The sequence below is a fragment of the Nocardioides sp. NPDC047086 genome, assembly GCF_040643685.1.
Taxonomy (GTDB): Bacteria; Actinomycetota; Actinomycetes; order Propionibacteriales; family Nocardioidaceae; genus Nocardioides.
Genome location: NZ_JBEYUV010000025.1, coordinates 1 through 20,940, shown reverse-complemented (window position 1 = coordinate 20,940; position 20,940 = coordinate 1). Strand labels below are relative to the sequence as shown.

Sequence of the window (20,940 nt, the reverse complement as noted above, 5' to 3'; positions counted from 1 at the left end):
GAGCTCGCACCTCAGGGCTCGATGAGGCCCGCCCTGATGGCGTAGCGGGTCACCTGGGTGCGATCGCGCAGGCCCAGCTTGGCGAGGATGTTCTCGCGGTGCCGCTCGACGGTCTTGTAGGAGATCGTCAGCTCGCGGGCGATCTCGCGGGTCGAGTGGCCCTCGGCGATGAGCTTGAGCACCTCGTCCTCGCGCTCGGTCAGCACGGTGCGCGGCAGGCTCTCCCCACGGTTGAGACGGTCGAGGTAGTCACGAACCAGCGCACTCATCGCGCCGGGGTAGACGAAGGCCTGGCCGCTCATCGCGGTGCGGCACGCCTTGACCAGGTCCTCGTCGGCGACCGACTTGAGGACGTACCCGCTGGCGCCGACCTTGAGCGCCTCGAAGAAGTACTGCTCGTTGTCGTGCATCGAGAGCATCAGCATCTTCGGAGGCGTACGCATCCGGGCGATCGTGCGCGCGGCCTGGAGCCCGGTCATCCGGGGCATGGCGACGTCGAGGATCACCAGGTCGACCTCGACGTCGCGCAGCGCCGCGACGGCCTCGGCTCCGTCGGCGGCCTCGGCGACGACCTCGAGGTCCGGTTCGGCGTCGAGGATGAGGCGGACCCCTCGGCGTACCAGGGTGTGGTCGTCGGCCAGCAGGATCCGGATCTTCGCAGGTGTGGGTGTCACAGCGGCACCTCCAGGCGGACGGTGGTGCCGCGGCCGGGCGTGCTGCTCACGCTCAGGTCGGCACCGACGAGCAGGGCCCGCTCCCGCATGCCGCTGATCCCTGCACCGGCCACGAGGGCGGCGCTGCCGCGGCCGTCGTCGGAGACGGTGAGGACGGCCATGTCGCCGACCTTGCAGAGGGAGAGTTCGGCGGTGGCGGCGTGGGCGTGGCGGACGACGTTGGTGAGCGCTTCCTGGGCGACGCGGTAGATCACCAGCTCGCGGTCCTGCGGCAGGTCGGGAAGCCCGCGGCCGATGGTGCGGCGTACGGTCGTACGGCCCAGGGCGCCCACGTCGGTGGCCAGCGAGGCCAGGGCGGCGTGGAGGCCGAGGTCCTCGAGGACGCCCGGCCGCAGCTGGCGGGCCACGCGGCGTACGTCGTCGATCCCGGTGCGTGCGGACTCACGGACGGCGGCGAGCTCCGGGCGCACCGCTTCCGGCACCTCTCGCTCCAGCCCCTTGAGTCCCAGGAGTACGACGGTGAGCGACTGTCCCACCTCGTCGTGGAGCTCTTGGGCGATCCGGTGTCGTTCAGCCTCCTGCGCGGCGAGCGCCTTGGCGTTGCTGGTGCTCCGCTCGGTCTCCAGCCGATCGAGCATCGCGTTGTAGCTGGCCACCAGACGCGCGCCGGCGCCCTTGCCGTGGGTCGACAGTCGCTGGTCGGGGGAGAGGTGGTCGACCGAGTCCATGGTGCGGATCACCCGGTCGATCGGCGCCAGGCTGCGCAGCAGCAGGAGCGCGTTGAGGGTCGCCATCGCCACCAGCCCGACCACCAGCACCACCGCCTCCGAGGCCAGGACGCGCTCCGAGACCCGGGCCGGGGACAGTGCCAGGACCAGGGTGCCGACGCAGAACACCGCCCAGTTGGTCAGGCAGACCCGCCAGTAGAGGGGTAGATGGCTCATGCCGCCGCCACCCCCGTAGCGTAAGCGCGATCGTACGGAGGTGGCGGCCTGAGGCCGATGGTCGCTCGCTGGCGCTCGCTCATGACCCAACCCTGACATGTCCCCTGTCCAGGACTTATGGGTGGCAGCACCCATTCGGATCGAGTGTCCGGTCACGGAGAGTCGATGGCATGGAGCTCAACGCATGATCGTGTACGCAGCGGTGGCTGTTTTCATCGTCACCTACGGCCTCATCGCCACCGAGCGCGTCCACCGCGTCGCCGCCGCCCTGGGTGGCGTCGCCGCGATGGTCGTGCTCGGCATCATCAGCGCCGAATCGGCCTTCTTCAGCCATGAGACCGGGGTCGACTGGGACGTCATCTTCCTGCTCTTCGGGATGATGGTGATCGTCGGTGTCCTCAAACAGACGGGCCTGTTCGAGTTCCTCGCGCTGTGGGCGGTCAAGCAGTCCGGCGGCCGCCCGGCACGGCTGGCGACGCTGCTGATCCTGGTCACCGCGGCGCTCTCGCCGATCCTCGACAACGTGACCACCGTGCTGCTCGTCACGCCGGTGACTCTGTCGGTCTGCGAGCGCCTGGGCCTGCGCCCGATGCCCTACCTGATCTCGCTGATCCTGGCCGCCAACGTCGGTGGCACCTCGACCCTGATCGCCGACCCGCCCAACATCATCGTGGCCAGCCGGGCCAACCTGACCTTCGACGACTTCCTGATCCACTCCCTGCCGCTGTGCCTGATCCTGCTGGTCGTCCTGATCGGTCTGGTCCGGGTGCTCTTCCGGCGCGACTTCCGTGGCCGGGTCGATCTGGACGGCCTGATCGAGCCGCCCGCCTCGGCGATCCGGGACCGTGGGCTGCTCTACCGCTGCCTGGCGGTCCTGGCCCTGGTGATGCTCGCCTTCGGCCTGCACACCGAGCTGCACCTGGACCCCTCCATGGTCGCGATGCTCGGCGCCGGCGCGATGGTGGTCGTCTCCCAGACACGTACGGAGGCGTTCCTGGAGGAGGTCGAGTGGTCGACGCTGGCCTTCTTCATGGCGCTGTTCGTGCTCGTCGGCGGCCTGGTCGAGGTCGGGGTGATCGGGTCGCTCGGGACGTACGCCGCTGACCTGATGGGCGACAACGAGCTCGCCGGGGTGACCGGGCTGATGATCGGCTCGGCCGTCGTCGGCGGGTTCGTCGACAACATCCCCTACACCGCGGCGATGGTGCCGATCGTGGAGGAGATGGTCGCCTCGACGCCGTCCTCGGGCGCCGACAGCCCGCTGTGGTGGGCCCTCGTCTTCGGCGCCGACCTCGGTGGCAACACGACCGCCGTCGCCGCCGGTGCGAACGTGGTGGTGCTCGGCCTCGCCGCCAAGGCCGGCCACCCGATCAGCTTCTGGAAGTTCACCAAGTACGGCATCGTGGTGACGATCGTGACGCTGGCCGTCGCCTGGGTCTACGTCGCCCTGCGCTACTTCGTGCTGGCCTGACCCGCCTGACGCTCCCGATACGCGGCCACGGCGTTGCGGTTGGTGCAGGTCGGCGAGCAGTAGCGCTTGGAACGGTTGCGGGAGAGATCGACGACGACGCCGGCACAGCCGTCGTCGGCGCAGATCGAGAGCCGGGACAGCTCGCCGGCCCGGATCACGTCGACCATGGCCATCGCGGTCTCGACGGCGATCCTGGTGGCCAGCGGGGCGTCGGGCTCGGTGGCGTGGATGTGCCAGTCATAGGTCGTGTGGCGGACCAGCTGAGGTGTCGCGCGGTGCTCGGCGAGCATCTCGTTGGTCAGCCGCACGGCCTCGTCGCGCTCGGCGGTGAGTAGGTCGCGCAGCCGGACGCGAAGGGCGCGGACCTCGTCGAGCTCGGCGCGGTCGCGGTCGTGCCGCCCCGTGTAGTCGTACGTCACGAAGAACTCGTCGAGGGCTGCCACGGTCGCCAGCTCGTCGACCGAGCCGGGGGAGAGGGCAAGGGTGTTCGCCAGCGCCGCGGCTGCCTGGAGGCCGACGTCGGTGTCATGGGTGAAAACCATGTTGACACATTACCGCGTCGCTGGGATCGTCATGTGCTATGACGACTTTGACCAATGACGAGGCGGTGCCGCAGAGCACGACGAAGACGCCGCTGGTGGCGGCCGGACTGCTCATGGCGGTCGTCTCGGCGGTCACGTTCAGTCTTTCCGGGCCGCTGGGACGCGGCCTCTTCGACACCGGCTGGTCGACCGGAGGGGTGCTGGTCTTCCGCGTCGGCATCGGCGCGGTCGTGCTGGCCCCCTTCGCGGTGCGCGCGCTGGCCGGGCGGTGGCGGAACATCGCCGGGAGCTGGCGGGTCGTGGTGGCGTACGCACTGCTGGCGATCGTGGTGCCGCAGTTCGCCTTCTTCTCGGCGGTCCAGTGGATGGCGGTCGGCCCGGCGCTGCTGCTGGAGTACATGGGGGTCGTGCTCGTCGTCGCCTGGATGTGGCTGCGGCACGGCGAGCGGCCCTCGCGGCTGACGATGGTGGGGGCGCTGGTCGCGATCGCCGGGCTCGTCCTGGTCCTCGACCTGGTCAGCGGTGCGAACGTGCACCCGCTCGGTGTCCTGTGGGGCTCCGCGGCCGCCGTCGGACTGGCCGGCTACTACGTGCTCAACGCCCACTCCAGCACCACGCTGCCGCCGCTCGCGCTGGCCTGGCTCGGCCTGACCGGGGCCACGATCCTGCTCGCGCTGCTCTGCCTGATCGGGGCGATCCCGTTCGCGATGGAGACCTCGCCGGTGGTCCTGGCGGGCGTGCAGCTGGCCTGGTGGATGCCGCTGGTGGGTCTGGGTGTGCTGACCTGCTCGGTCGCGTACGCCACCGGCATCGCCGCCACCCGCACCCTCGGCTCGCGGCTCTCCTCCTTCGTCGGCCTCCTCGAGGTCGTCTCCGCCGTCATCGTCGCCTGGCTCCTGCTCGGCGAGGCGCCCGGCCTCATCCAGCTCATCGGCGGGCTGGTCGTGCTGGCCGGCATCATCGCGGTCCAGCAGGGCGAGCAGTCCACGACCGCCTCCTGAGCGCACGAAGCGCCGCACGCATCAGCTGCGTGCGGCGCTTCGAGGGGTCCTGCTAGCGCTCGTCCTGGGCCCGGATGTAGACCTCCCGGACCAGCATCAGGACGGCCGCCGCGGTCGGGATCGCCAGCAGCGCGCCGACGACACCGAGGAGCGAGGCGCCGACGAGGGCCGCGATCACGGTGACCACGCCGGGGATGTCGACCGAGCGGGACATGACCCGCGGGTAGACGACGTAGTTCTCGAACTGCTGGTAGGCGATGTAGAAGATGACCGCGATGAGCCCCGTCTTCAGGTCGGTCGTCGCGAAGGTGATCGCACAGACGATGACCGCACCGATGGTGGCCCCGATCATCGGGATCACGTCGGTGATCATCACGACGAACGCCAGGGCCACGGCGTACTCGCCCATCCCGATGACGAAGAGCAGCACCAGGGTGGACAGGCCGGCGCACAGCGCGACGATGAACGCCCCGGAGACATAGCCCCCGATGCCGTCGAAGACCCGGTCACCGAGCTTGCTGACCCGCTCGCGGCGCGAGGCCGGAGCGAGGCGGTAGATGGCGTTCTTCGTCTGGTCGTAGGCTGCGATGAAGTAGAGCGTCAGGACGACGACGATGAAGCCCGTGACGAGCACGTTGATCACCGCCAGGCCCACGCCGAGCGCTCCGCCGAAGGCACTGCTGACGAAGTCGCCGCTGGCGACGTAGTCCTGCACCTTGTCGAGGATCTGATATTCCTCGTTGAGCTGCTGAACGCGCTGGTTGCGCTGGAGTTCCTCGATCCAGTCCGGGACGTTGGCCGAGATCTTGGCGACCTGGTCGCTGATCACCGGCACCAGCGCCACGAAGAAGAGGGCGAGGGCGCCCAGCACGCCGAGGATGACGGACAGGACCGCCCACGGCCGCGGGAAGCCCCGTCTCTGCAGGAACACCACCATCGGGTTGATCCCAGCGGCGATGAAGAGCGAGACCACCACCTGGAGGATCACGCTCCCCATCGTGGTGAGGAGGTTGCCTGCCGCGTACGCCGTCAGCAGGCCGAGACCCAGGAGCAGCCCGAACAGGTAGGGAGACCTACGGTCGAACGGCGGTCCGGGCTTACCGAACCGCTTGTCCCGCTCGCTCTCCTGTTCCTCCGGCTCGGTGACGTCGATCGCGGATTCGCTGTCGGCCGTCGCTTCGTCGGTGGAGTCGGTCTGGGCAGACGTCGTCTCCGGACCGTCCGCAGGACGGTCGGCAGCGGCCCCGCTCACCGGCTCTCGGTCGCAGTCTCGGGATCGCGGATGGCGGTCTTCTCGGAGGGCTCGTCGTAGTCGTCGTAGTCGTCCGAGAGGTCGTCGTCGGAGTCGACCAGGGTGACGCTCTCGTCGACCACGAGCTCACCGTCGACGATGTCCTCGTCCTCGGTGATCGGCTTCGGCGCCTCGAGCTCGGCCGGGTCCTCGGTCTTGCCGAACCCGGAGACCAGGTCGGTGAGCGAGGAGAGCTGAGCGGCGATCGCGTCGCGGCGCTTGGTGAGACGGTCGACCTCGGCCTTGATGATCGCGTGGCCCTTCTCGGCCTCGACGGTCGCGGTGGACGCGAGGTGGTCGGCCTCGGCACGAGCCTTGGACAGGATCGCCTCGGCGTCGCGGCGGGCGCGAGCGACGATGCCCTCGGACTCCTTGGCCAGCTCGGCGCGCTGGTCGGCGACGTGCTGGGCGGCGATCCGGGCCCGCTCCTCGGCGTCCGCGGCGCGGGTCTCGCCCTCGGTCACGATCCGAGCGGTCTCGGCCATCGCCTGGTCGTGGTGGTCGGCTGCCTCGCGGGCGAGACGCTCCCGCTCGACGGCGAGCATCCGGCGGGCCTCCTGGACCTCACGGTCCGCGCCGGCGCGTGCCTTCTCGACCTCACGCTGGGTCGAGGTGCGCAGCTGGGTGACCTCCTGCTGCACGGCGAGCCGGATCTGGTCGGCCTCGCGCTTGGCGGCGGCGAGCAGCTCGTCGCTCTCGGCCTGGACCATCTTGCGGGCCTGCTGGACCTCCGAGGTCACCTTCTCGCGGTGATCGTCGATCTCCTTGTAGTGCGTCGTACGCAGCGCCTCGATGTCACGCTGGGCGGACGCCTTGGTCGCGGCAGCCTCGCGCTGAGCGGCCTCGCGGATGACCGCGGCCTCCTTCTCAGCAGACTCCTTGACCGCGGCGGCCTCCTCCTCGGCCAGCCGGAGCATCGCGCTCGCGCGACCACCCAGGGAGGCGTAGGACGGGGCTTCGTTGCCCTGGGTGGCAGCGGCCTTGAGGTCGGCGACCTTGCGCTCGAGCTCGGCGATGCGTCGCTGGGCGTTGCGCAGCGCCGACTGACCCTGGCCGTTGGCCTGGAGCAGCTGCTGCACCCGCGCGTTCACCGTGCCGGGGTCGTATCCGCCACGCCGCACGACCGGGAAGGCTGGGAGTGAGCCTGGAGCCGGTGGGGTCGAGCTGTGGCCGGAGCTGGGCGATCCGGAAGCGCCAGGAACCCGAGGGAGAACCTGTGTCTCCGTCGAGTCCTGGTCGGGCTTCTTCCGAGGCTCTGAAGCCTCGTTGAAGATGGATAGTCCCTCATTCGTCATTTGTGGCGGATTCCTCACACTTTAGGGGGGTTTGTGTCTTGCCCTCTGCTCCCAAAGGGCAAGACTACGGCCGGTCACCCGTCGCGCAAGGGGAGACCGGCCGTGAATCCAGTCTCAAATGGGCTATTTACCCCGGACTCGACGTCTCAGATTCCGCGGAACAGGTTGATCTTGTCGATGTGCGCCGCACGCTTCTCCTCGTCGAGGACGCCGAGGCCCTCCTCGGGAGCCAGGCAGAGCACGCCGACCTTGCCCTGGTGCTTGTTGTGGTGCACGTCGAGCGAGGCCTGGCCGACCTCCTCCAGGGTGTAGGTCCGCGACAGGGTCGGGTGGATCTTGCCCTGGGCGATGAGGCGGTTGGCCTCCCACGACTCGCGGTAGTTCGCGAAGTGGCTCGAGATGATCCTCTTGAGGTTCATCCACAGGTAGCGGTTGTCGTACTCGTGCATGTAGCCCGAGGTCGAGGCGCAGGTGGTGATGGTGCCGCCCTTGCGGGTCACGAACACCGAGGCGCCGAAGGTCTCGCGGCCCGGGTGCTCGAAGACGATGTCGATGTCCTCGCCGCCGGTGAGCTCGCGGATGGCCTTGCCCAGCCGCTTCCACTCCTTCGGGTTCTGCTGGGTGCCGTCCTCGTTCCAGAACTTGAAGTCCATCTCGGAGCGGTTGATCACCATCTCGGCGCCCATGTTGCGCACGATCTTGGCCTTCTCCTCGTTGGAGACCACGCAGACCGGGTTGGCGCCGCCGTTGAGGGCGTACTGCGTCGCGAAGCCGCCGAGGCCACCGGACGCACCCCAGATCAGGACGTTGTCGCCCTGCTTCATGTTGCCGCCGTTGGCGGAGACGAGCTGGCGGTAGGCGGTGCAGTTGACCAGGCCGGGGGAGGCGGCCTCCTCCCAGGTCAGGTGCTCGGGCTTCGGCATCAGCTGGTTGGCCTTGACCATCGCCACGTCGGCGAGGCCGCCGAAGTTGGTCTCGAAGCCCCAGATGCGCTGGGAGGGGTCCATCATCGTGTCGTTGTGGCCGTCAGGGGCCTCGAGCTCGACCGAGAGGCAGTGGGCCACCACGCGGTCGCCCGGCTTCCACTTGGTCACGCCGGCGCCCACGGCCAGCACGACGCCGGACAGGTCGGAGCCGACGATGTGGTAGTCGAGGTTGTGGCGGGCGCCGAGCTCGGACTCCTTGCCGTAGCGCTCCAGGAACCCGAAGGTGGAGACCGGCTCGAAGATCGAGGTCCACACGGTGTTGTAGTTGATCGCCGAGGCCATCACCGCGACGAACGCCTCGCCCGGCCCGAGCTCGGGGAGGGCGACGTCCTCGACGTGGAGGGACTTGCGGGGGTCCTTCTCCTTGGTCGCGACGCCCTCGAACATGTCGACCTCGTCCTTGTGGACGGTGGCGGCACGGTAGTGGTCGGGGATCTCGAGGTTCGCGAACTCCTCGCCCGGTGTATCACCGGCGAGGATCGCGTCGAGGATGTTCTGCATGGTCGGCTCCTGCGTCGTCGTAGGGGTCGCGGTTGACTCTAGTTCGCTGGACATTACTGGTGAGTAACCGTTATTGCCAGCCTGATGTGACACATGACTCTTGGATCGTTCACGTGCCGTGGTGGGCTCGGTGGGACGAGCTCAGTGGGCGGGGTTCGCGGCCGGCTCGACGAGCTCGACCAGGACGCCGCCGGCGTCCTTGGGGTGGATGAAGTTGATCCGGGAGTCGGCGGTGCCGCGTCGCGGTGCGTCGTAGAGAAGACGTACGCCACGGTCGCGGAGGATCGCGGAGACCTGCTCCACGTCGGTGACCCGGTAGGCGAGCTGCTGCATGCCCGGGCCGTTGCGGTCGAGGAACTTGGCGATGGTGCTGTTCTCGTTGAGCGGCGCGAGCAGCTGGAGCTTGTTGTCGGAGTCGCCGATGGCGATCATCGCCTCCTCGACGCCCTGCTCCTCGTTGGTCTCGCGGTGGGCGAGCTTCATGCCGAAGGTCTTCTCGTAGAAGTCGATCGCCGCGTCCAGGTCGGCGACGGCGAGACCGACGTGATCGATCTGGGTGAACAGGTGCGGCGGGATCCCGGCAGTGTTCGCAGTGGATGTCATGGGCCTACTCTGCTTGAGGTCGGGGGCAACGGGCACAATGTGTGATGACAGCCACATCAGGCTGTGCTCAACACTCTTCCCACTGAGGTTACTAATTAGTAACCTCAAGGCAGATCAGCACCACCCAACATTCTTGGAGGACCCATGTCCAACGTCATCGTCGCCGGGGCGCGTACGCCGATCGGCCGCCTGCTCGGCGGGCTGAAGAGCCTGTCCGCGGCCGATCTGGGCGGCATCGCCATCAAGGGCGCCCTGGAGAAGGCGGGCGTCACGCCGGAGCAGGTCGACTACCTGATCATGGGCCAGGTCATCCAGGCCGGGGCCGGCCAGAACCCGGCGCGCGCGGCCGGCATCGCCGGCGGGCTGCCGATGAACGTGCCCTCGATCACCATCAACAAGGTGTGCCTCTCCGGCCTGAACACCATCGCGATGGCCGACCAGCTGATCCGTGCCGGCGAGGCCGAGGTCATCGTCGCGGGCGGCATGGAGTCGATGACCAACGCGCCGCACCTGCTGCCGAAGTCGCGTGAGGGCTTCAAGTACGGCGACACCACGCTGGTGGACTCGATGGCCTACGACGCGCTCTACGACCAGGCCACCCAGCAGGCGATGGGCGGCCTGACCGAGCAGATCAACGCCGAGGGCGTGAAGCTGACCCGCGAGGAGCAGGACGCCTTCGCCGCCACGTCGCACCAGCGCGCCGCCGCGGCCCAGAAGAACGGCGTCTTCGACGACGAGATCGTCCCGGTGTCGATCCCGCAGCGCAAGGGCGACCCGGTCGTGGTCAGCGCCGACGAGGGCGTGCGTGGCGACACCACCGCCGAGTCGCTCGGCAAGCTGCGCCCGGCGTTCTCCAAGGACGGCACCATCACCGCCGGCTCCGCCTCGCAGATCTCCGACGGTGCTGCCGCCGTCGTGGTCATGTCGAAGGAGAAGGCCGAGTCGCTGGGTCTGGAGTGGCTGGCCGAGATCGGTGCCCACGGCATGGTCGCCGGCCCCGACTCCTCGCTGCAGCTGCAGCCGGCCAACGCCACGGCGAAGGCTCTCGAGAAGGAGGGCATCACCGCCGCCGACCTCGACCTCGTCGAGTTCAACGAGGCGTTCGCCGCCGTCGGCATCGAGTCCACCAAGAAGCTCGGCCTCGACCCCGAGATCGTCAACGTCAACGGCGGTGCGATCGCCCTCGGCCACCCCGTCGGCATGTCAGGTACCCGGGTCGTGCTCCACCTGGCCCACGAGCTCAAGCGCCGCGGCGGTGGCACCGGTGCCGCCGCGCTGTGTGGCGGTGGCGGTCAGGGCGACGCCCTGATCGTGCGCGTGCCCAAGGCCTGAGCCATCTCTGATGTGAGCGACCTGGTCGCGCGCGCCCGGGGCGGTGAGCCCCGGGCGGTCGCGCGGCTGGTGTCGTACGTCGAGAACGCCCCCGTCGGCGGGGGAGAGCGGCTCCGCGAGGTGATGGCCACCCTTGCTCCTCACGGTGGGCACGCCCACATCGTGGGGCTCACCGGGGCGCCCGGGGTGGGGAAGTCGACCACCACCTCCGCACTGGTCCGCGAGCTGCGCTCGGAGGGTCGCACCGTGGCGGTGCTGGCGGTCGACCCGTCCTCGCCGTTCTCCGGTGGCGCGCTGCTGGGGGACCGGATCCGGATGACCGACCACGCCACCGACCCGGGTGTCTTCATCCGCTCGATGGCCTCCCGGGGGCACCTCGGCGGCCTGGCCTGGTCGGCGCCGCAGGCGATCCGGGTGCTCGACGCCGCCGGGTTCGACGTGGTGCTGGTCGAGACCGTTGGTGTCGGCCAGTCGGAGGTCGAGATCGCCGGTCTCGCCGACACCACCGTGGTGCTGGTCGCGCCCGGGATGGGTGACGGCATCCAGGCGGCCAAGGCCGGGATCCTGGAGATCGGCGACCTCTACGTCGTCAACAAGGCCGACCGCGACGGCGCGACCAAGGTCCAGCGCGACCTGCGCGGCATGCTGCGCCTGACCGACCGCTCCGAGGGGGCCTGGACGCCGCCCGTCCTCACCGCCGTCGCTCAGTCCGGCAAGGGGCTGGCCGAGGTCGTCGGCGCGCTCGACGAGCACCGCGAGTGGCTGCGCTCCAGCGGCACGCTGGAGCTGCGGCGTACGCGTCGTGCCCGGGCCGAGGTCGAGGCCATCGCCGTCGAGACCCTGCGGGCGAGATGGTCGACGGTGGGTTCGGCAAGCGACCTGGACGTCCTGGCGGCGGATGTGGTCAAAGGCGCACGTGACCCCTATGCAGCCGCCGACACCCTCCTCGCCGAGAAGTCGGTTTCTGGCGCCGAGTAGTCGATTTTTGACGTCGAGAGGTCAGATCTCGGCGGTGAATGGGCAGGGCGTACGTCGCGGACCGACGTCTCGGCGTCAATAACTGGCGTCTCGGCATCGATAACTGACCTTTCGCGCTCAGAAACCGACTTCTCGGGAGAGGTTGTCCCGGCGTACGGCTTGTTCTGTCGACTCCCGCTTCGAGAACTCACTATCGTTGACTCCGTGAACCTCTTCGGTGTCGACATCTCCAAGCACCTTCTTCGTGACGAAGGTGAGGTGGTCGTCGACGAGGTCACCCATCACTGGGTCTCCTACCTCCGTCCGGTGGGTGAGGCGATCCTCGGGCTGGCGCTGATGATCGTCGCGGCGACGATCGACATGAACGTCGCCTGGATCCTCGTGCTGCTCGCCTTCGCACTGGTCGGCCACGCGTTCTGGCGGGCGCTGGTGGTCAGCCGGGACCGGTTCGTGGTCACCAACATGCGCATCTTCCGTGTCCATGGCGTGCTCTCGAGCGAGTTGGCGACCATGCCCCTGTCACGAGTTCTCGACATCACCGTGAAGCAGTCCTTCACCGGCCAGATCTTCAACTACGGCCACTTCGTCTTCGAGTCGGCCGCCCAGGAGCAGGGCCTCAACAACATCTACTTCGTCGGCCGGCCGAACGAGCGTGACCTGACCATCCAGCGAGTCGTGCAGCGCGCCGGTCTGCGCGGCAGCGTGTGATAGGCCGGCGTCGGGTGGCTGCCACGCCGGTGCCTGCCCCGAGCCCCTAGGATTGACCACATGACGCAGCAGCCGTTCTCCCGTCCCGGAGCCGTCGACCTCTCCGGGCTCGCCAGCACCACGCCCGCACAGGACGCCTCCTTCGGTGGTCCGGCCGATGCGGCTCCCGCCCCGGGGCGGAGCGCCGGCTCCTACACCGTCGAGGTCGACGAGCAGATCTTCCAGTCGGTGCTCGAGGCGTCGATGACCGCTCCGGTCGTCCTGGTCTTCTACTCCGCCTCCCGCGCTCCCGAGAGCGTCACCTACGCCCGCGACGTCTCGACGGTCGTGGAGGAGTACGACGGCCGTTTCCTGGTCGGTCTGGTCGACATCGACAAGAACCCGCAGATCGCGCAGGCGCTGCAGGTGCCCCAGGTGCCGCTCCTCTACATCCTGCTCGACGGCCGGCCGGTCACCCAGCCGATCCCGGGCGCGCTCGCCCTCGAGGAGCTGCGTACGGTCTTCCAGCAGCTCGGGCAGCAGCTCACCACCCAGGGGATCGGCGGTCGGCACAAGCCGAACGCCCTCGGCGGTGCCGTGGCGACCGAGGACGGCGAGGAGCCGGCCCTCGACCCGCGCTACGCCCCGGCCCAGGACGCGCTGGAGCGCGGCGACATCGACGCGGCCGTGGCCGAGTACGAGAAGCTGATCGCCTCCAACCCCGCCGACTCCGAGGCCGCCGCCGGACTGGCGATGGCCAAGGTGCTGCAGCGTACGCAGGGGGTCGACCTCAACGCCGCCCGTGCCGCCGCGGCGGCCGCTCCTGACGACGTCGACGCCCAGACCCTCGTTGCCGACCTGGACCTGCTCGGCGGCCACGTGGAGGACTCCTTCATCCGGCTGGTCGAGCTGGTGCGGCGTACGTCGGGCGATGAGCGCAACAAGGCGCGCGAGCACCTGCTGGGGCTCTTCGCCGCGGTCGGCAACGACGACGAGCGGGTGCTCAAGGGTCGTCAGTCGCTGGCCTCGGCGTTGTTCTGATCGGAGCTGTTCTGAGCCGCGAGGGCCGCTAGCACGGCGGTGACCGCCGGCGAGGCGGCCATCGTGCGCCGGTGCAGCGCGAGGATCTCGCGCGTGGGGACCGGGTCGACGACGCGTACGGCGACCAGGTCCTCACCCAGCGCCGCACGCCCCATGCGGGGGATGAGCGCGATCCCGAGGCCGGCCCGTACCAGCGCGAGATGGCTGTCGAACTCCATCGAGACGTGCGCGATCCGCGGCAGGTGGCCGGTGCCGGCGTACATCCGGTTCAGCCACTGCCGGCAGATCGTGCCCTCTGGAGTCGCGATCCAGCCCTCGGCGACGAGGTCGTGCGGGGTCACCTTGGCCAGCTGGGCCAGCGGATGGTCACGGTGGGCGATCACGTCGGCGATGTCGCGGTGGAGCTCGGTGGTGACGAGGTGGTCGGGGATGGAGAGCGGCACGTCGCCCCAGGAGTGGACGACGCCGATCTCGCTGTGACCGGTGGCGACCAGGTCGACGGTGTCCCACGGCTCGCGCTCGGAGAGGGTGAGGGCGAGCTCGGGGTGGGCGACGCGGAGCTCGCCCGCGACGGGCGCGATCAGCCCGCGCATCGCGGTCGAGAAGGCGGTCAGCCGTAGCCGGCCGGCCACGGTCGTCGCCTGCTCGTGCAGCCCCGACTCCAGCGACTCCATGTCGGCGAGCAGCCGCGACCCCTCCTCGACCAGGTGCCGGCCGGCATGGGTGAGCATCACGCCGCGCCCTATTCGCTCCAGAAGCGGTACGCCGACCTGCCGCTCGAGCCGCTTGACCTGCTGTGACACGGCGCTGGGCGTGAAGCCCAGGGCGTCGGCGGCCGCCACGACCGAGCCGTGGGTGTCGACGGTGCGGAGCGCGACCAGCGCGGCCAGATCGATCATGAAGCAATGCTACGTCGTTCGGTGAAGAACAAGTCGCTGGTGCTTCATTGTCTCGGCCCTCATCCTGGATGGTGTGAACCGTCGTGACTCGCTGCTCGCCGTCCTCGTCGCCGTCCTGTGGGGCTTCAACTTCGTCGTCATCGACTGGGGCCTCGAGACGCGCGACGGGCACTCGGTTCCCCCGCTGCTCCTGCTCGCCGTGCGCTTCGTCCTGGTCGCCTTCCCGGCGGTCTTCCTGCTCCCGCGTCCGAAGGCGTCGTGGCGGGTCGTGGCGGCGGTCGGGATCTTCATGAGCCTGGGCCAGTTCGGGTTGCTCTACACGAGCATGGCCGCCGGGATGCCGCCCGGCCTCGCCGGGCTCGTGCTGCAGGCGCAGGTCGTGCTCACGATCGTGATCGCGGCCGGCGTGCTGCGCGAGCGGCCGACCCTCATGCAGGTGGTCGGGGTCGTCGCCGGTGCCCTCGGGCTGGTCGTGGTGGCGCTCGGGCGGGGTGGTCACGTGCCCGTCGTCGCGCTGGTGCTGTGCCTGCTGGCTGCGCTGTCGTGGGCGATCGGCAACGTGATCTCGCGGGCGGCGAAGGTGCCCGGCGGACTCTCGCTGACGGTCTGGTCCGCGCTGGTCGTGCCGCTCCCGCTGCTCGTGCTCTCGCTGGTTCTCGACGGACCCGAGGGCGTCCGCGAGGGAGTGGCCGCCTTCGGCTGGGAGGCGCTGGTGTCCACGGCCTACACGGTGGTGCTGGCCTCGTTCGTCGGCTACGGGATCTTCAACTCGCTGCTCGCACGGCACCCGGCGTCGTCGGTGGTGCCGTGGATCCTGCTGGTGCCGCCGGTCGCGATCGGCTCGGCGTGGCTGCTGCTCGGGGAGGTGCCGAGCGCTGGCGAGCTCGCCGGTGGCGCGCTCCTGGTGATCGGTGCGCTCGTCGCGCAGGGGGTGGTGCGCATGCCTCGGTCGCGCGGCGTCGAGCCGCTCCCGGATCTCGTCGAGAGCGTCGAGAGCGGCCGGCGCCGCTGAGCGGAGCCGGATCCGTCCGGCGATGGCCGCATGCGGCTCGCTCTCCGGCGACCCGGGCACGCGCTACCAGGCTCGCTCCGACGACGGCGAGCTGAGGGTCGGCGAGGCGAGCTACCGGATGCTGGTGCTGCCGACGACGCCGGTGCTGGACCTGGAGACGGCGAAGACCCTGAAGAAGTTCATACGTAGCGGTGGGCGAGTGGTGGCCGCCGGGCCGTTGCCGGAGCGCGAGGCCGGTGGTCGCGACGCCGCGCTGGACCGGGAGATGGGCTCGCTGTTCGCGGGTGCCGCCGAGAGGTGGACCCGAGCCGGGGACGGGGCGGTCGCGGTCGTGTCCGACGCCGACGCTCTCGGTGGGCTGGCGGCCGACGCCGGTGTCTCCGCGGCCGAGCTCAGCCCGGCGGCGCCGGCGGTGCGGGTGCTGCGTACCGGTCGGGACGGAGACGTCGCGTTCCTGGTCAACAACGAGAGCGACCGGCCGATCAGCACCTCGGCGACGCTCCCGGTCGACGGCGTACCGGAGATCTGGGACCCGCGCGCCGGCAGCACCGAGGTGGCCGCGACGTACGAGGAGGGCGGGCGCGAGGAGACCATCGTGCCGCTGCGCCTCGACCCCTACGAGACGCTCGCGATCGTCTTCCCGAAGGGCACCAAGGCGGGAGCGCACCTGGTCGGCGACCAGGTGGCCGAGTCGGTGACCCGGAGCGGGAAGTCGCTCGAAGCGACCGTCCTCGTCGACGGGCCTGGGACGACGAGGCTCGCCGCCAAGGACGGGCAGGGGACGTACCGCGGCGAGGCCACGGTGACCGACTCGTTGGCGCCGATCGCGCTGGACGGTCCGTGGACGGTGAAGCTCGAGCGCGAAGGTGAGACGGAGCAGGCCCGGCCGCTGGGATCGTGGACGACCATCGACCCCCGCTTCTCCGGAAGCGCGACCTACCGCACCTCGGTCGACATCACCGCCGCCGACCTGATCGGCCGCCGGATGCTGCTCGACCTCGGCGAGGTGCATGACATCGCCCAGGTCACCATCAACGGTGTCGTGCTGCCGCGGGCGCTGTGGAGTCCGTACGTCGTCGACGCCACCGAGGCGCTACGTGCCGGCGCCAACACGATCGAGGTCCGCGTCACCAACACGCTGCTGAACCAGCGCGGCAAGGCCAACCAGGTCCCGCCGACCTCCGGTCTGCTGGGGCCGGTCAGCCTCCGTCCGCGAGCCGTGGTCCTCGCGGAGCTGACCCGGTCGCGGTGAGGCTCGCGGTGAGGTAGGCGCGCTAGGGGTGGCCCGACTCGGTATAGGTCGGGCCGCCCTTCAGCGCAGCCAGAGCGGCCTCGACCCGACGTGCGGTGAAGTCGGCGGCCCGCTCGCGGACCTCGTCGAGGGTGCAGAACGCCACCGAGCGGATCTCGCGCGGCTGGAGGGTGGTCTGCTCGAGGATCGAGGACGAGTGGACGCCGCCGTCGAAGACGAGGCAGACGGCGTCGTCCCAGCCGCCCCACGGCGGCAGCCAGTCGGTGAGGAGCAGGTCACCGGCGGGCAGGACGAGGGCGAGCTCCTCCTCGATCTCGCGGGTGGTGGCCAGCTTCGGCGACTCGCCGACCTCCACGATCCCGCCGGGCAGGTCCCAGTCCTTCTTGTAGGTCAGCTGGCACATCAGGACCCGCTCGTCGGCGTCACGGACCAGCATCTGGCCGATCGCGCGCTTGCGCGGGAGGAAGGAGTTGAGCAGCGCCCGGAAGCCCTCGGGAGCCTCCACCGGGGCATCGCTCGCCACGCGGGCGTAGAGCATCCGGTCCTGGCCACCGGCCACGCCCCGGAGCAGACCCTCGCGGTGGAGCCCCGACCAGGTCGCGGTGCGCTGCTCGGACGGGTCCTGCGGGTCGATCAGCGCCTCCACCCGATGATGGGTGAGCAGCGCGGCGGCCACCTCGCGGCGTACGACATCGACGGCCTCACCCGCGGCCCACTCGATCCGGGCAACGCCCTCCGCCACCGTCGTCGTCTCTGGCTCGCTCACGCGACCACCCTAGCGAGCCGGACCTGTCACAGCCCGGCGGTTGTCGGTGTCTGGATGGTGACGAGATGCTCGACCCCAGAAAGAGGAGGGCGACATGCCCAGCACGTTCCGGATCCCGAAGGCGGAGCTGACCGGTCTCTACGGAGCGGTGGTGAGGCGGGTGAGCAGGAAGATGTACGGCGAGGTTCCCGATGTCGGCTACGTCTACTTCCACCACAAGCCGCTGCTGCGGGCGGTGATGGGCTTCGAGACCAAGGTGGGGAAGTGGAAGGCGCTCGACCCGACGTACAAGTCGCTGGCCGAGCTGGCGGCGGCGAGCACGATCGGGTGCAGCTGGTGCCTCGACTTCGGCTACTACCTCGCCCGCAACGAGGGTCTCGACCTCGAGAAGATCAGCCAGGTGCAGGTGTGGCGGACCGCCGACGTCTTCGACGCGACCGAGCGGAAGGTCATCGAGTACGCCGAGGCGATGTCGTCCACGCCGATGACCGTCACCGACGAGATGGTCGCCGACCTGCTGGCCGAGCTGGGCACCGAGGCGATGGTGGAGCTGACCCAGATGATCGCGCTCGAGAACATGCGCTCCCGGTTCAACTCCGCTGCCGGGCTGCAGAGCCAGGGCTACTCCGATGTCTGCGAGATCCCGCTGGCTCCCGCGTCGGTAGGGTCGGCGACATGAGTGAGCCCCAGCCGACGAGCGAGGCCGCGACGGAGGTCTTCGTCGCCCACCGCAACCTGCTCTTCACGGTGGCCTACGAGATGCTCGGCTCGGCCGCCGACGCCGAGGACGTGCTCCAGGAGACCTGGCTGCGCTGGGCCGAGGTGCCGCTGGAGGAGGTGCGCGACCCCCGCGCCTACCTGGTGCGGATCACGACCCGGCTCGCGCTCAACCGCATCCGGACGCTGTCGCGTCGCAAGGAGACGTACGTCGGTCCCTGGCTGCCCGAGCCGCTGCTGACCGCACCGGACGTCGCCGAGGACGCGGAACTCGCCGACTCGCTCTCGACCGCGGTGCTGCTGGTGCTGGAGACGCTCTCGCCGACCGAGCGGGCGGTCTTCGTGCTGCGCGAGGTGTTCGCGCTCGGCTATGACGAGATCGCGGCAGCCGTCGACAAGTCGCCCGCCGCGGTGCGGCAGATCGCGCACCGCGCCCGCGACCACGTCGCCGAGCGGCGCCCGCGGGCGCCGGTCTCGGCGGCCGAGGCGCGCCACGCGCTGGAGCGGTTCCGCGACGCCGCGACCGGCGGTGACCTGCAGTCGCTGCTGGACGTGCTCGCTCCCGACGTCGTGCTGTTCTCCGACGGCGGCGGTGTGGTCCAGGCGGCCCGCAAGCCGATCCACGGTGCCGACAAGGTGCTGCGGTTCTTCGCGGGGCTGGCGACGAAGTACGGCGTCCCCAGGTTCGAGCTCACCAGCGTCAACAGCGCCCCGGGGATGCTGCTCTACTTCGGCGAGGAGGTCGACGGCGTCGTCACGCTGCACGTCGAGGACGGTCTCGTCACCGGCCTCTACTACGTACGCAACCCCTCCAAGCTCAGCGGCGTCGCCGAACAGATCCACCTGGAACGCTGACGAAGGCGTGGTAGCGGACGAACGGCTGGTTGAGGACCGGCCGCTGGTCGCGGTGCTGGGCACGCTCGTGGGGGCCGTGGCGGGCATCCCGGTGGGGCGGGTCATCCAGCGCTTCGGGCCGCGGTGGGTGATGGCCGGGGCCAGCCTGCTGGGGGCGGTGTCGCTGCTCGTGGTCGCCGCGGCGTCCTCGTACTGGATCTTCGCGCTGGGCTGGCTGCTGGTCGGGCTCTCGACCGCCGGAACCTTCTACCCGCCGGCCTTCGCGGCGCTGACCCACTGGTTCGGTACGCGGCGGGTCGATGCGATCACGACGCTCACCCTCGCCGGCGGGTTCGCCTCGACGATCTTCGCGCCGCTCACCGATGCACTGGCGGGGTGGGTGCAGTGGCGATGGACGTACGTGATCCTGGCCGGCGCCTTCGTCGCGCTGACGTTCGTACCGAGCGTCGTCGTGCTCGATCTCGCCTGGGAGCCCACCGCCGCGAGCAAGGACGGCCGACCTGTACGGGACCGGGACGTGCTGCGGAGCCGCCGGTTCGTGCTGCTCACGCTCGCGGGCACACTGGTCTCGATGGTCGTGTTCGCGTCGATCGTCCACCTGGTGCCGTTCCTCGTCGAGCACGGGCTGAGCGCGACCACCGCCGCCTGGGCCCTCGGGCTCAGCGGCGCCGGCCAGGTCGCCGGGCGTGCGTTCTACCCGATGCTGGCGCGACGTTTCGGCGTCCGTGCCCGGATGATCGGGGGAGTGCTGTGGTTCGCCGCCTCGGTCGCGCTGCTTCCGTTGCTGCCCGCGGTCGGCTGGGTGATGATCGTCGTCGCCGTGCTCACCGGCACCGCCCGCGGGCTCTACACGCTCATCTCCGCGACCGTCGTCAGCGATGTGTGGGGGCCGGAGAGGTACGCCGCGCTCAACGGGGTCTACTCCGCTCCTGCCGGGGTCGCGGGTGCGCTCGCTCCTGCCGTGGGTGCCGCGCTCGCTGCTGTGCTCGGTGGGTACGACGCGCTCTACTGGGTTCTTGCCGGGACTGTCCTGGTTGCCGGGGTGCTTGCCTGGGTCGCGTTGGCATCGCTCGAGCGGTGATCTCTCTGCCCGGTGGTCGGGCTTGTCGAGACCACCCCACCCCGCTGGTCGAGACCACCCCACCCCGCTGGTCGAGACCACCCCACCCCGCTGGTCGAGCCGCCGGAGCCGCTAGGCGGAGGCGTGTCGAGACCAACACAGTCCTCGACTGATCGAGCCTACCGAGAACTCCCTGCCGGAACGTTTCGCCCGAGGGCTGGCCTGGGCCGCCGACCCGTTCTTTGAGGGTCTTCTCGACGAACCCCGGAGTCAAGGACGGCCTACGGCCGCCGGCTTCGCCGGCCGCTTCGCGGTCCTGGACACCGGCGCCCGTCGAGAAAAAACTTGGCTGGCTATCGGGGCGGCGGCCCGGGTGTGGCGCAGCGCATTCTTACTTGGGACCGGTGGTGTTGCTGGGGGCGGAGGGGTGGCCCTCCGGGCCACTTACGCTCCACAGGAGCGATGCCGTTCGCTCGCCGCAAAACAGGGTTTGACCTGCGTAAATAGATAGTCAGATCGGTGGTTGAGGCGTAGAATCAGAGCCATCACAACACACCTCTATGAGAGGCATCTGATGAGTCTCGGCCGCGACATCGACCACTGGGGCACCAGCCCCGGCGACGCGATTGACGCTGCCCTCGAGGCCATCGAGACCGCCCTCCACGAGCTCCTCGCGAGTGACCCGGCTTATTGGCGCACCGAGCTGAAGAAAGACCTGCTGGAACGCTTGGAGAAACTCCAGGCCCAACAGGCCGCGTTGAAGCTACGGGTCCTCGCCACGGCGGGTGATATCGCCGAGGAGACCGGGGCCAAGGACGCCTCCGGGTGGATGCGGACCGAACTCCTCATCGACAGGGGTATGGCCCGCTCCCAGCTCAAATTCGCCGCCGTCGTGGCCAAGTACGACCTGGTTGCTGCCGGCCTGGCTGAGGGGGTGGTGTCCCAGGACAAGGCCCAGGTGATCACCCAAGCCTTGGACGCCATCAAGACCGACCCCGCCGTCAGCGCTGAGGACCTGGCCCACGCCGAAAAG

Annotated in this window: 21 protein-coding genes; 12 read left to right on the top strand and 9 right to left on the bottom strand. The window is 69.7% G+C overall.

Annotation, left to right across the window (positions count from 1 at the left end; genetic code table 11):
- Positions 1-11: 11 nt before the first annotated feature.
- Both ABZ796_RS17945 and ABZ796_RS17940 read right to left on the bottom strand, forming a co-directional pair.
- Positions 12-674 (bottom strand): response regulator transcription factor, encoded by a 663-nt coding sequence (locus tag ABZ796_RS17945; protein ID WP_091047850.1) that lies wholly within the window; start codon positions 672-674, stop codon positions 12-14.
- Positions 671-1,618 carry a sensor histidine kinase gene (locus ABZ796_RS17940; RefSeq protein ID WP_357338634.1) on the bottom strand — a complete coding sequence of 316 codons (948 nt, stop codon included), beginning with the start codon at positions 1,616-1,618 and terminating at the stop codon, positions 671-673. Before ABZ796_RS17940 ends, ABZ796_RS17945 begins: the two co-directional genes overlap by 4 nt.
- Positions 1,619-1,802: 184 nt before the next feature.
- Between ABZ796_RS17940 and ABZ796_RS17935 the strand changes: the two genes are divergently transcribed.
- A complete protein-coding gene (locus tag ABZ796_RS17935) occupies positions 1,803-3,089 on the top strand; it encodes an ArsB/NhaD family transporter (protein ID WP_357338632.1) in 1,287 nt (428 codons plus the stop codon).
- On the opposite strand, the gene ABZ796_RS17930 is transcribed toward ABZ796_RS17935, so the two are convergent.
- Positions 3,071-3,631, bottom strand: a complete 561-nt coding sequence (locus tag ABZ796_RS17930) for a CGNR zinc finger domain-containing protein (protein ID WP_357338630.1) — start codon at positions 3,629-3,631, stop codon at positions 3,071-3,073. The two genes, ABZ796_RS17935 and ABZ796_RS17930, sit on opposite strands and share 19 nt — an antisense overlap.
- Before the next feature lie 38 nt (positions 3,632-3,669).
- On the opposite strand from ABZ796_RS17930, the gene ABZ796_RS17925 reads away from it, so the two are divergent.
- Positions 3,670-4,632 carry a DMT family transporter gene (locus tag ABZ796_RS17925; RefSeq protein ID WP_357338629.1) on the top strand — a complete coding sequence of 321 codons (963 nt, stop codon included), beginning with the start codon at positions 3,670-3,672 and terminating at the stop codon, positions 4,630-4,632.
- A gap of 52 nt (positions 4,633-4,684) precedes the next feature.
- Here the strand turns inward: ABZ796_RS17925 and ABZ796_RS17920 are convergent, their stop codons facing one another.
- From ABZ796_RS17920 to mce, 4 genes are all read right to left on the bottom strand, one after another.
- On the bottom strand, positions 4,685-5,884 hold the full coding sequence (locus ABZ796_RS17920) for an AI-2E family transporter (protein ID WP_357338628.1): 1,200 nt from the start codon (positions 5,882-5,884) through the stop codon (positions 4,685-4,687).
- On the bottom strand, positions 5,881-7,044 hold the full coding sequence (locus ABZ796_RS17915) for a hypothetical protein (RefSeq protein WP_357338627.1): 1,164 nt from the start codon (positions 7,042-7,044) through the stop codon (positions 5,881-5,883). Before ABZ796_RS17915 ends, ABZ796_RS17920 begins: the two co-directional genes overlap by 4 nt.
- A 320-nt stretch (positions 7,045-7,364) precedes the next feature.
- The gene (ccrA, locus tag ABZ796_RS17910; protein ID WP_357338626.1) at positions 7,365-8,705 is read right to left on the bottom strand and encodes a crotonyl-CoA carboxylase/reductase; all 1,341 of its coding nucleotides are present in this window, start codon (positions 8,703-8,705) and stop codon (positions 7,365-7,367) included.
- Positions 8,706-8,846: 141 nt separating this feature from the next.
- Entirely contained in the window at positions 8,847-9,308 is a 462-nt protein-coding gene (gene mce, locus ABZ796_RS17905) for a methylmalonyl-CoA epimerase (protein ID WP_357338625.1), read from the bottom strand.
- A gap of 144 nt (positions 9,309-9,452) precedes the next feature.
- On the opposite strand from mce, the gene ABZ796_RS17900 reads away from it, so the two are divergent.
- From ABZ796_RS17900 to ABZ796_RS17885, 4 genes are all read left to right on the top strand, one after another.
- Complete coding sequence (locus ABZ796_RS17900; protein ID WP_357338624.1) at positions 9,453-10,640, top strand: acetyl-CoA C-acetyltransferase; 1,188 nt, start codon at positions 9,453-9,455, stop codon at positions 10,638-10,640.
- A 12-nt stretch (positions 10,641-10,652) separates the two neighbouring features.
- Complete coding sequence (gene meaB, locus ABZ796_RS17895; protein ID WP_357338623.1) at positions 10,653-11,618, top strand: methylmalonyl Co-A mutase-associated GTPase MeaB; 966 nt, start codon at positions 10,653-10,655, stop codon at positions 11,616-11,618.
- A 204-nt stretch (positions 11,619-11,822) separates the two neighbouring features.
- Positions 11,823-12,326: a PH domain-containing protein gene (locus ABZ796_RS17890; RefSeq protein WP_357338621.1), complete on the top strand. Its 504-nt coding sequence runs from the start codon at positions 11,823-11,825 to the stop codon at positions 12,324-12,326.
- A 60-nt stretch (positions 12,327-12,386) separates the two neighbouring features.
- Positions 12,387-13,346 (top strand): tetratricopeptide repeat protein, encoded by a 960-nt coding sequence (locus ABZ796_RS17885; RefSeq protein WP_357338619.1) that lies wholly within the window; start codon positions 12,387-12,389, stop codon positions 13,344-13,346.
- On the opposite strand, the gene ABZ796_RS17880 is transcribed toward ABZ796_RS17885, so the two are convergent.
- The gene (locus ABZ796_RS17880; RefSeq protein ID WP_357338618.1) at positions 13,319-14,245 is read right to left on the bottom strand and encodes a LysR family transcriptional regulator; all 927 of its coding nucleotides are present in this window, start codon (positions 14,243-14,245) and stop codon (positions 13,319-13,321) included. The two genes, ABZ796_RS17885 and ABZ796_RS17880, sit on opposite strands and share 28 nt — an antisense overlap.
- 73 nt (positions 14,246-14,318) lie before the next feature.
- Between ABZ796_RS17880 and ABZ796_RS17875 the strand changes: the two genes are divergently transcribed.
- Together ABZ796_RS17875 and ABZ796_RS17870 are read left to right on the top strand one after the other, a co-directional pair.
- Positions 14,319-15,257, top strand: a complete 939-nt coding sequence (locus tag ABZ796_RS17875) for an EamA family transporter (protein WP_357338616.1) — start codon at positions 14,319-14,321, stop codon at positions 15,255-15,257.
- Positions 15,258-15,279: 22 nt separating this feature from the next.
- The gene (locus ABZ796_RS17870; protein WP_357338614.1) at positions 15,280-16,509 is read left to right on the top strand and encodes a glycosylhydrolase-like jelly roll fold domain-containing protein; all 1,230 of its coding nucleotides are present in this window, start codon (positions 15,280-15,282) and stop codon (positions 16,507-16,509) included.
- A 22-nt stretch (positions 16,510-16,531) separates the two neighbouring features.
- On the opposite strand, the gene ABZ796_RS17865 is transcribed toward ABZ796_RS17870, so the two are convergent.
- On the bottom strand, positions 16,532-17,275 hold the full coding sequence (locus ABZ796_RS17865; protein WP_357338612.1) for an NUDIX hydrolase: 744 nt from the start codon (positions 17,273-17,275) through the stop codon (positions 16,532-16,534).
- 94 nt (positions 17,276-17,369) lie between these two features.
- Here ABZ796_RS17865 and ABZ796_RS17860 point away from each other — a divergent pair, with 94 nt between their 5' ends.
- The 4 genes from ABZ796_RS17860 to ABZ796_RS17845 form a co-directional block, all read left to right on the top strand.
- The gene (locus ABZ796_RS17860; RefSeq protein WP_357338611.1) at positions 17,370-17,954 is read left to right on the top strand and encodes a carboxymuconolactone decarboxylase family protein; all 585 of its coding nucleotides are present in this window, start codon (positions 17,370-17,372) and stop codon (positions 17,952-17,954) included.
- Positions 17,951-18,847 carry an RNA polymerase sigma-70 factor gene (locus tag ABZ796_RS17855; protein WP_357338609.1) on the top strand — a complete coding sequence of 299 codons (897 nt, stop codon included), beginning with the start codon at positions 17,951-17,953 and terminating at the stop codon, positions 18,845-18,847. Before ABZ796_RS17860 ends, ABZ796_RS17855 begins: the two co-directional genes overlap by 4 nt.
- A gap of 7 nt (positions 18,848-18,854) precedes the next feature.
- Positions 18,855-19,928: an MFS transporter gene (locus tag ABZ796_RS17850; RefSeq protein WP_357338607.1), complete on the top strand. Its 1,074-nt coding sequence runs from the start codon at positions 18,855-18,857 to the stop codon at positions 19,926-19,928.
- Positions 19,929-20,481: 553 nt separating this feature from the next.
- The coding region (locus ABZ796_RS17845) for a DUF222 domain-containing protein (RefSeq protein WP_357338605.1) at positions 20,482-20,940 on the top strand (459 nt) is incomplete at its 3' end.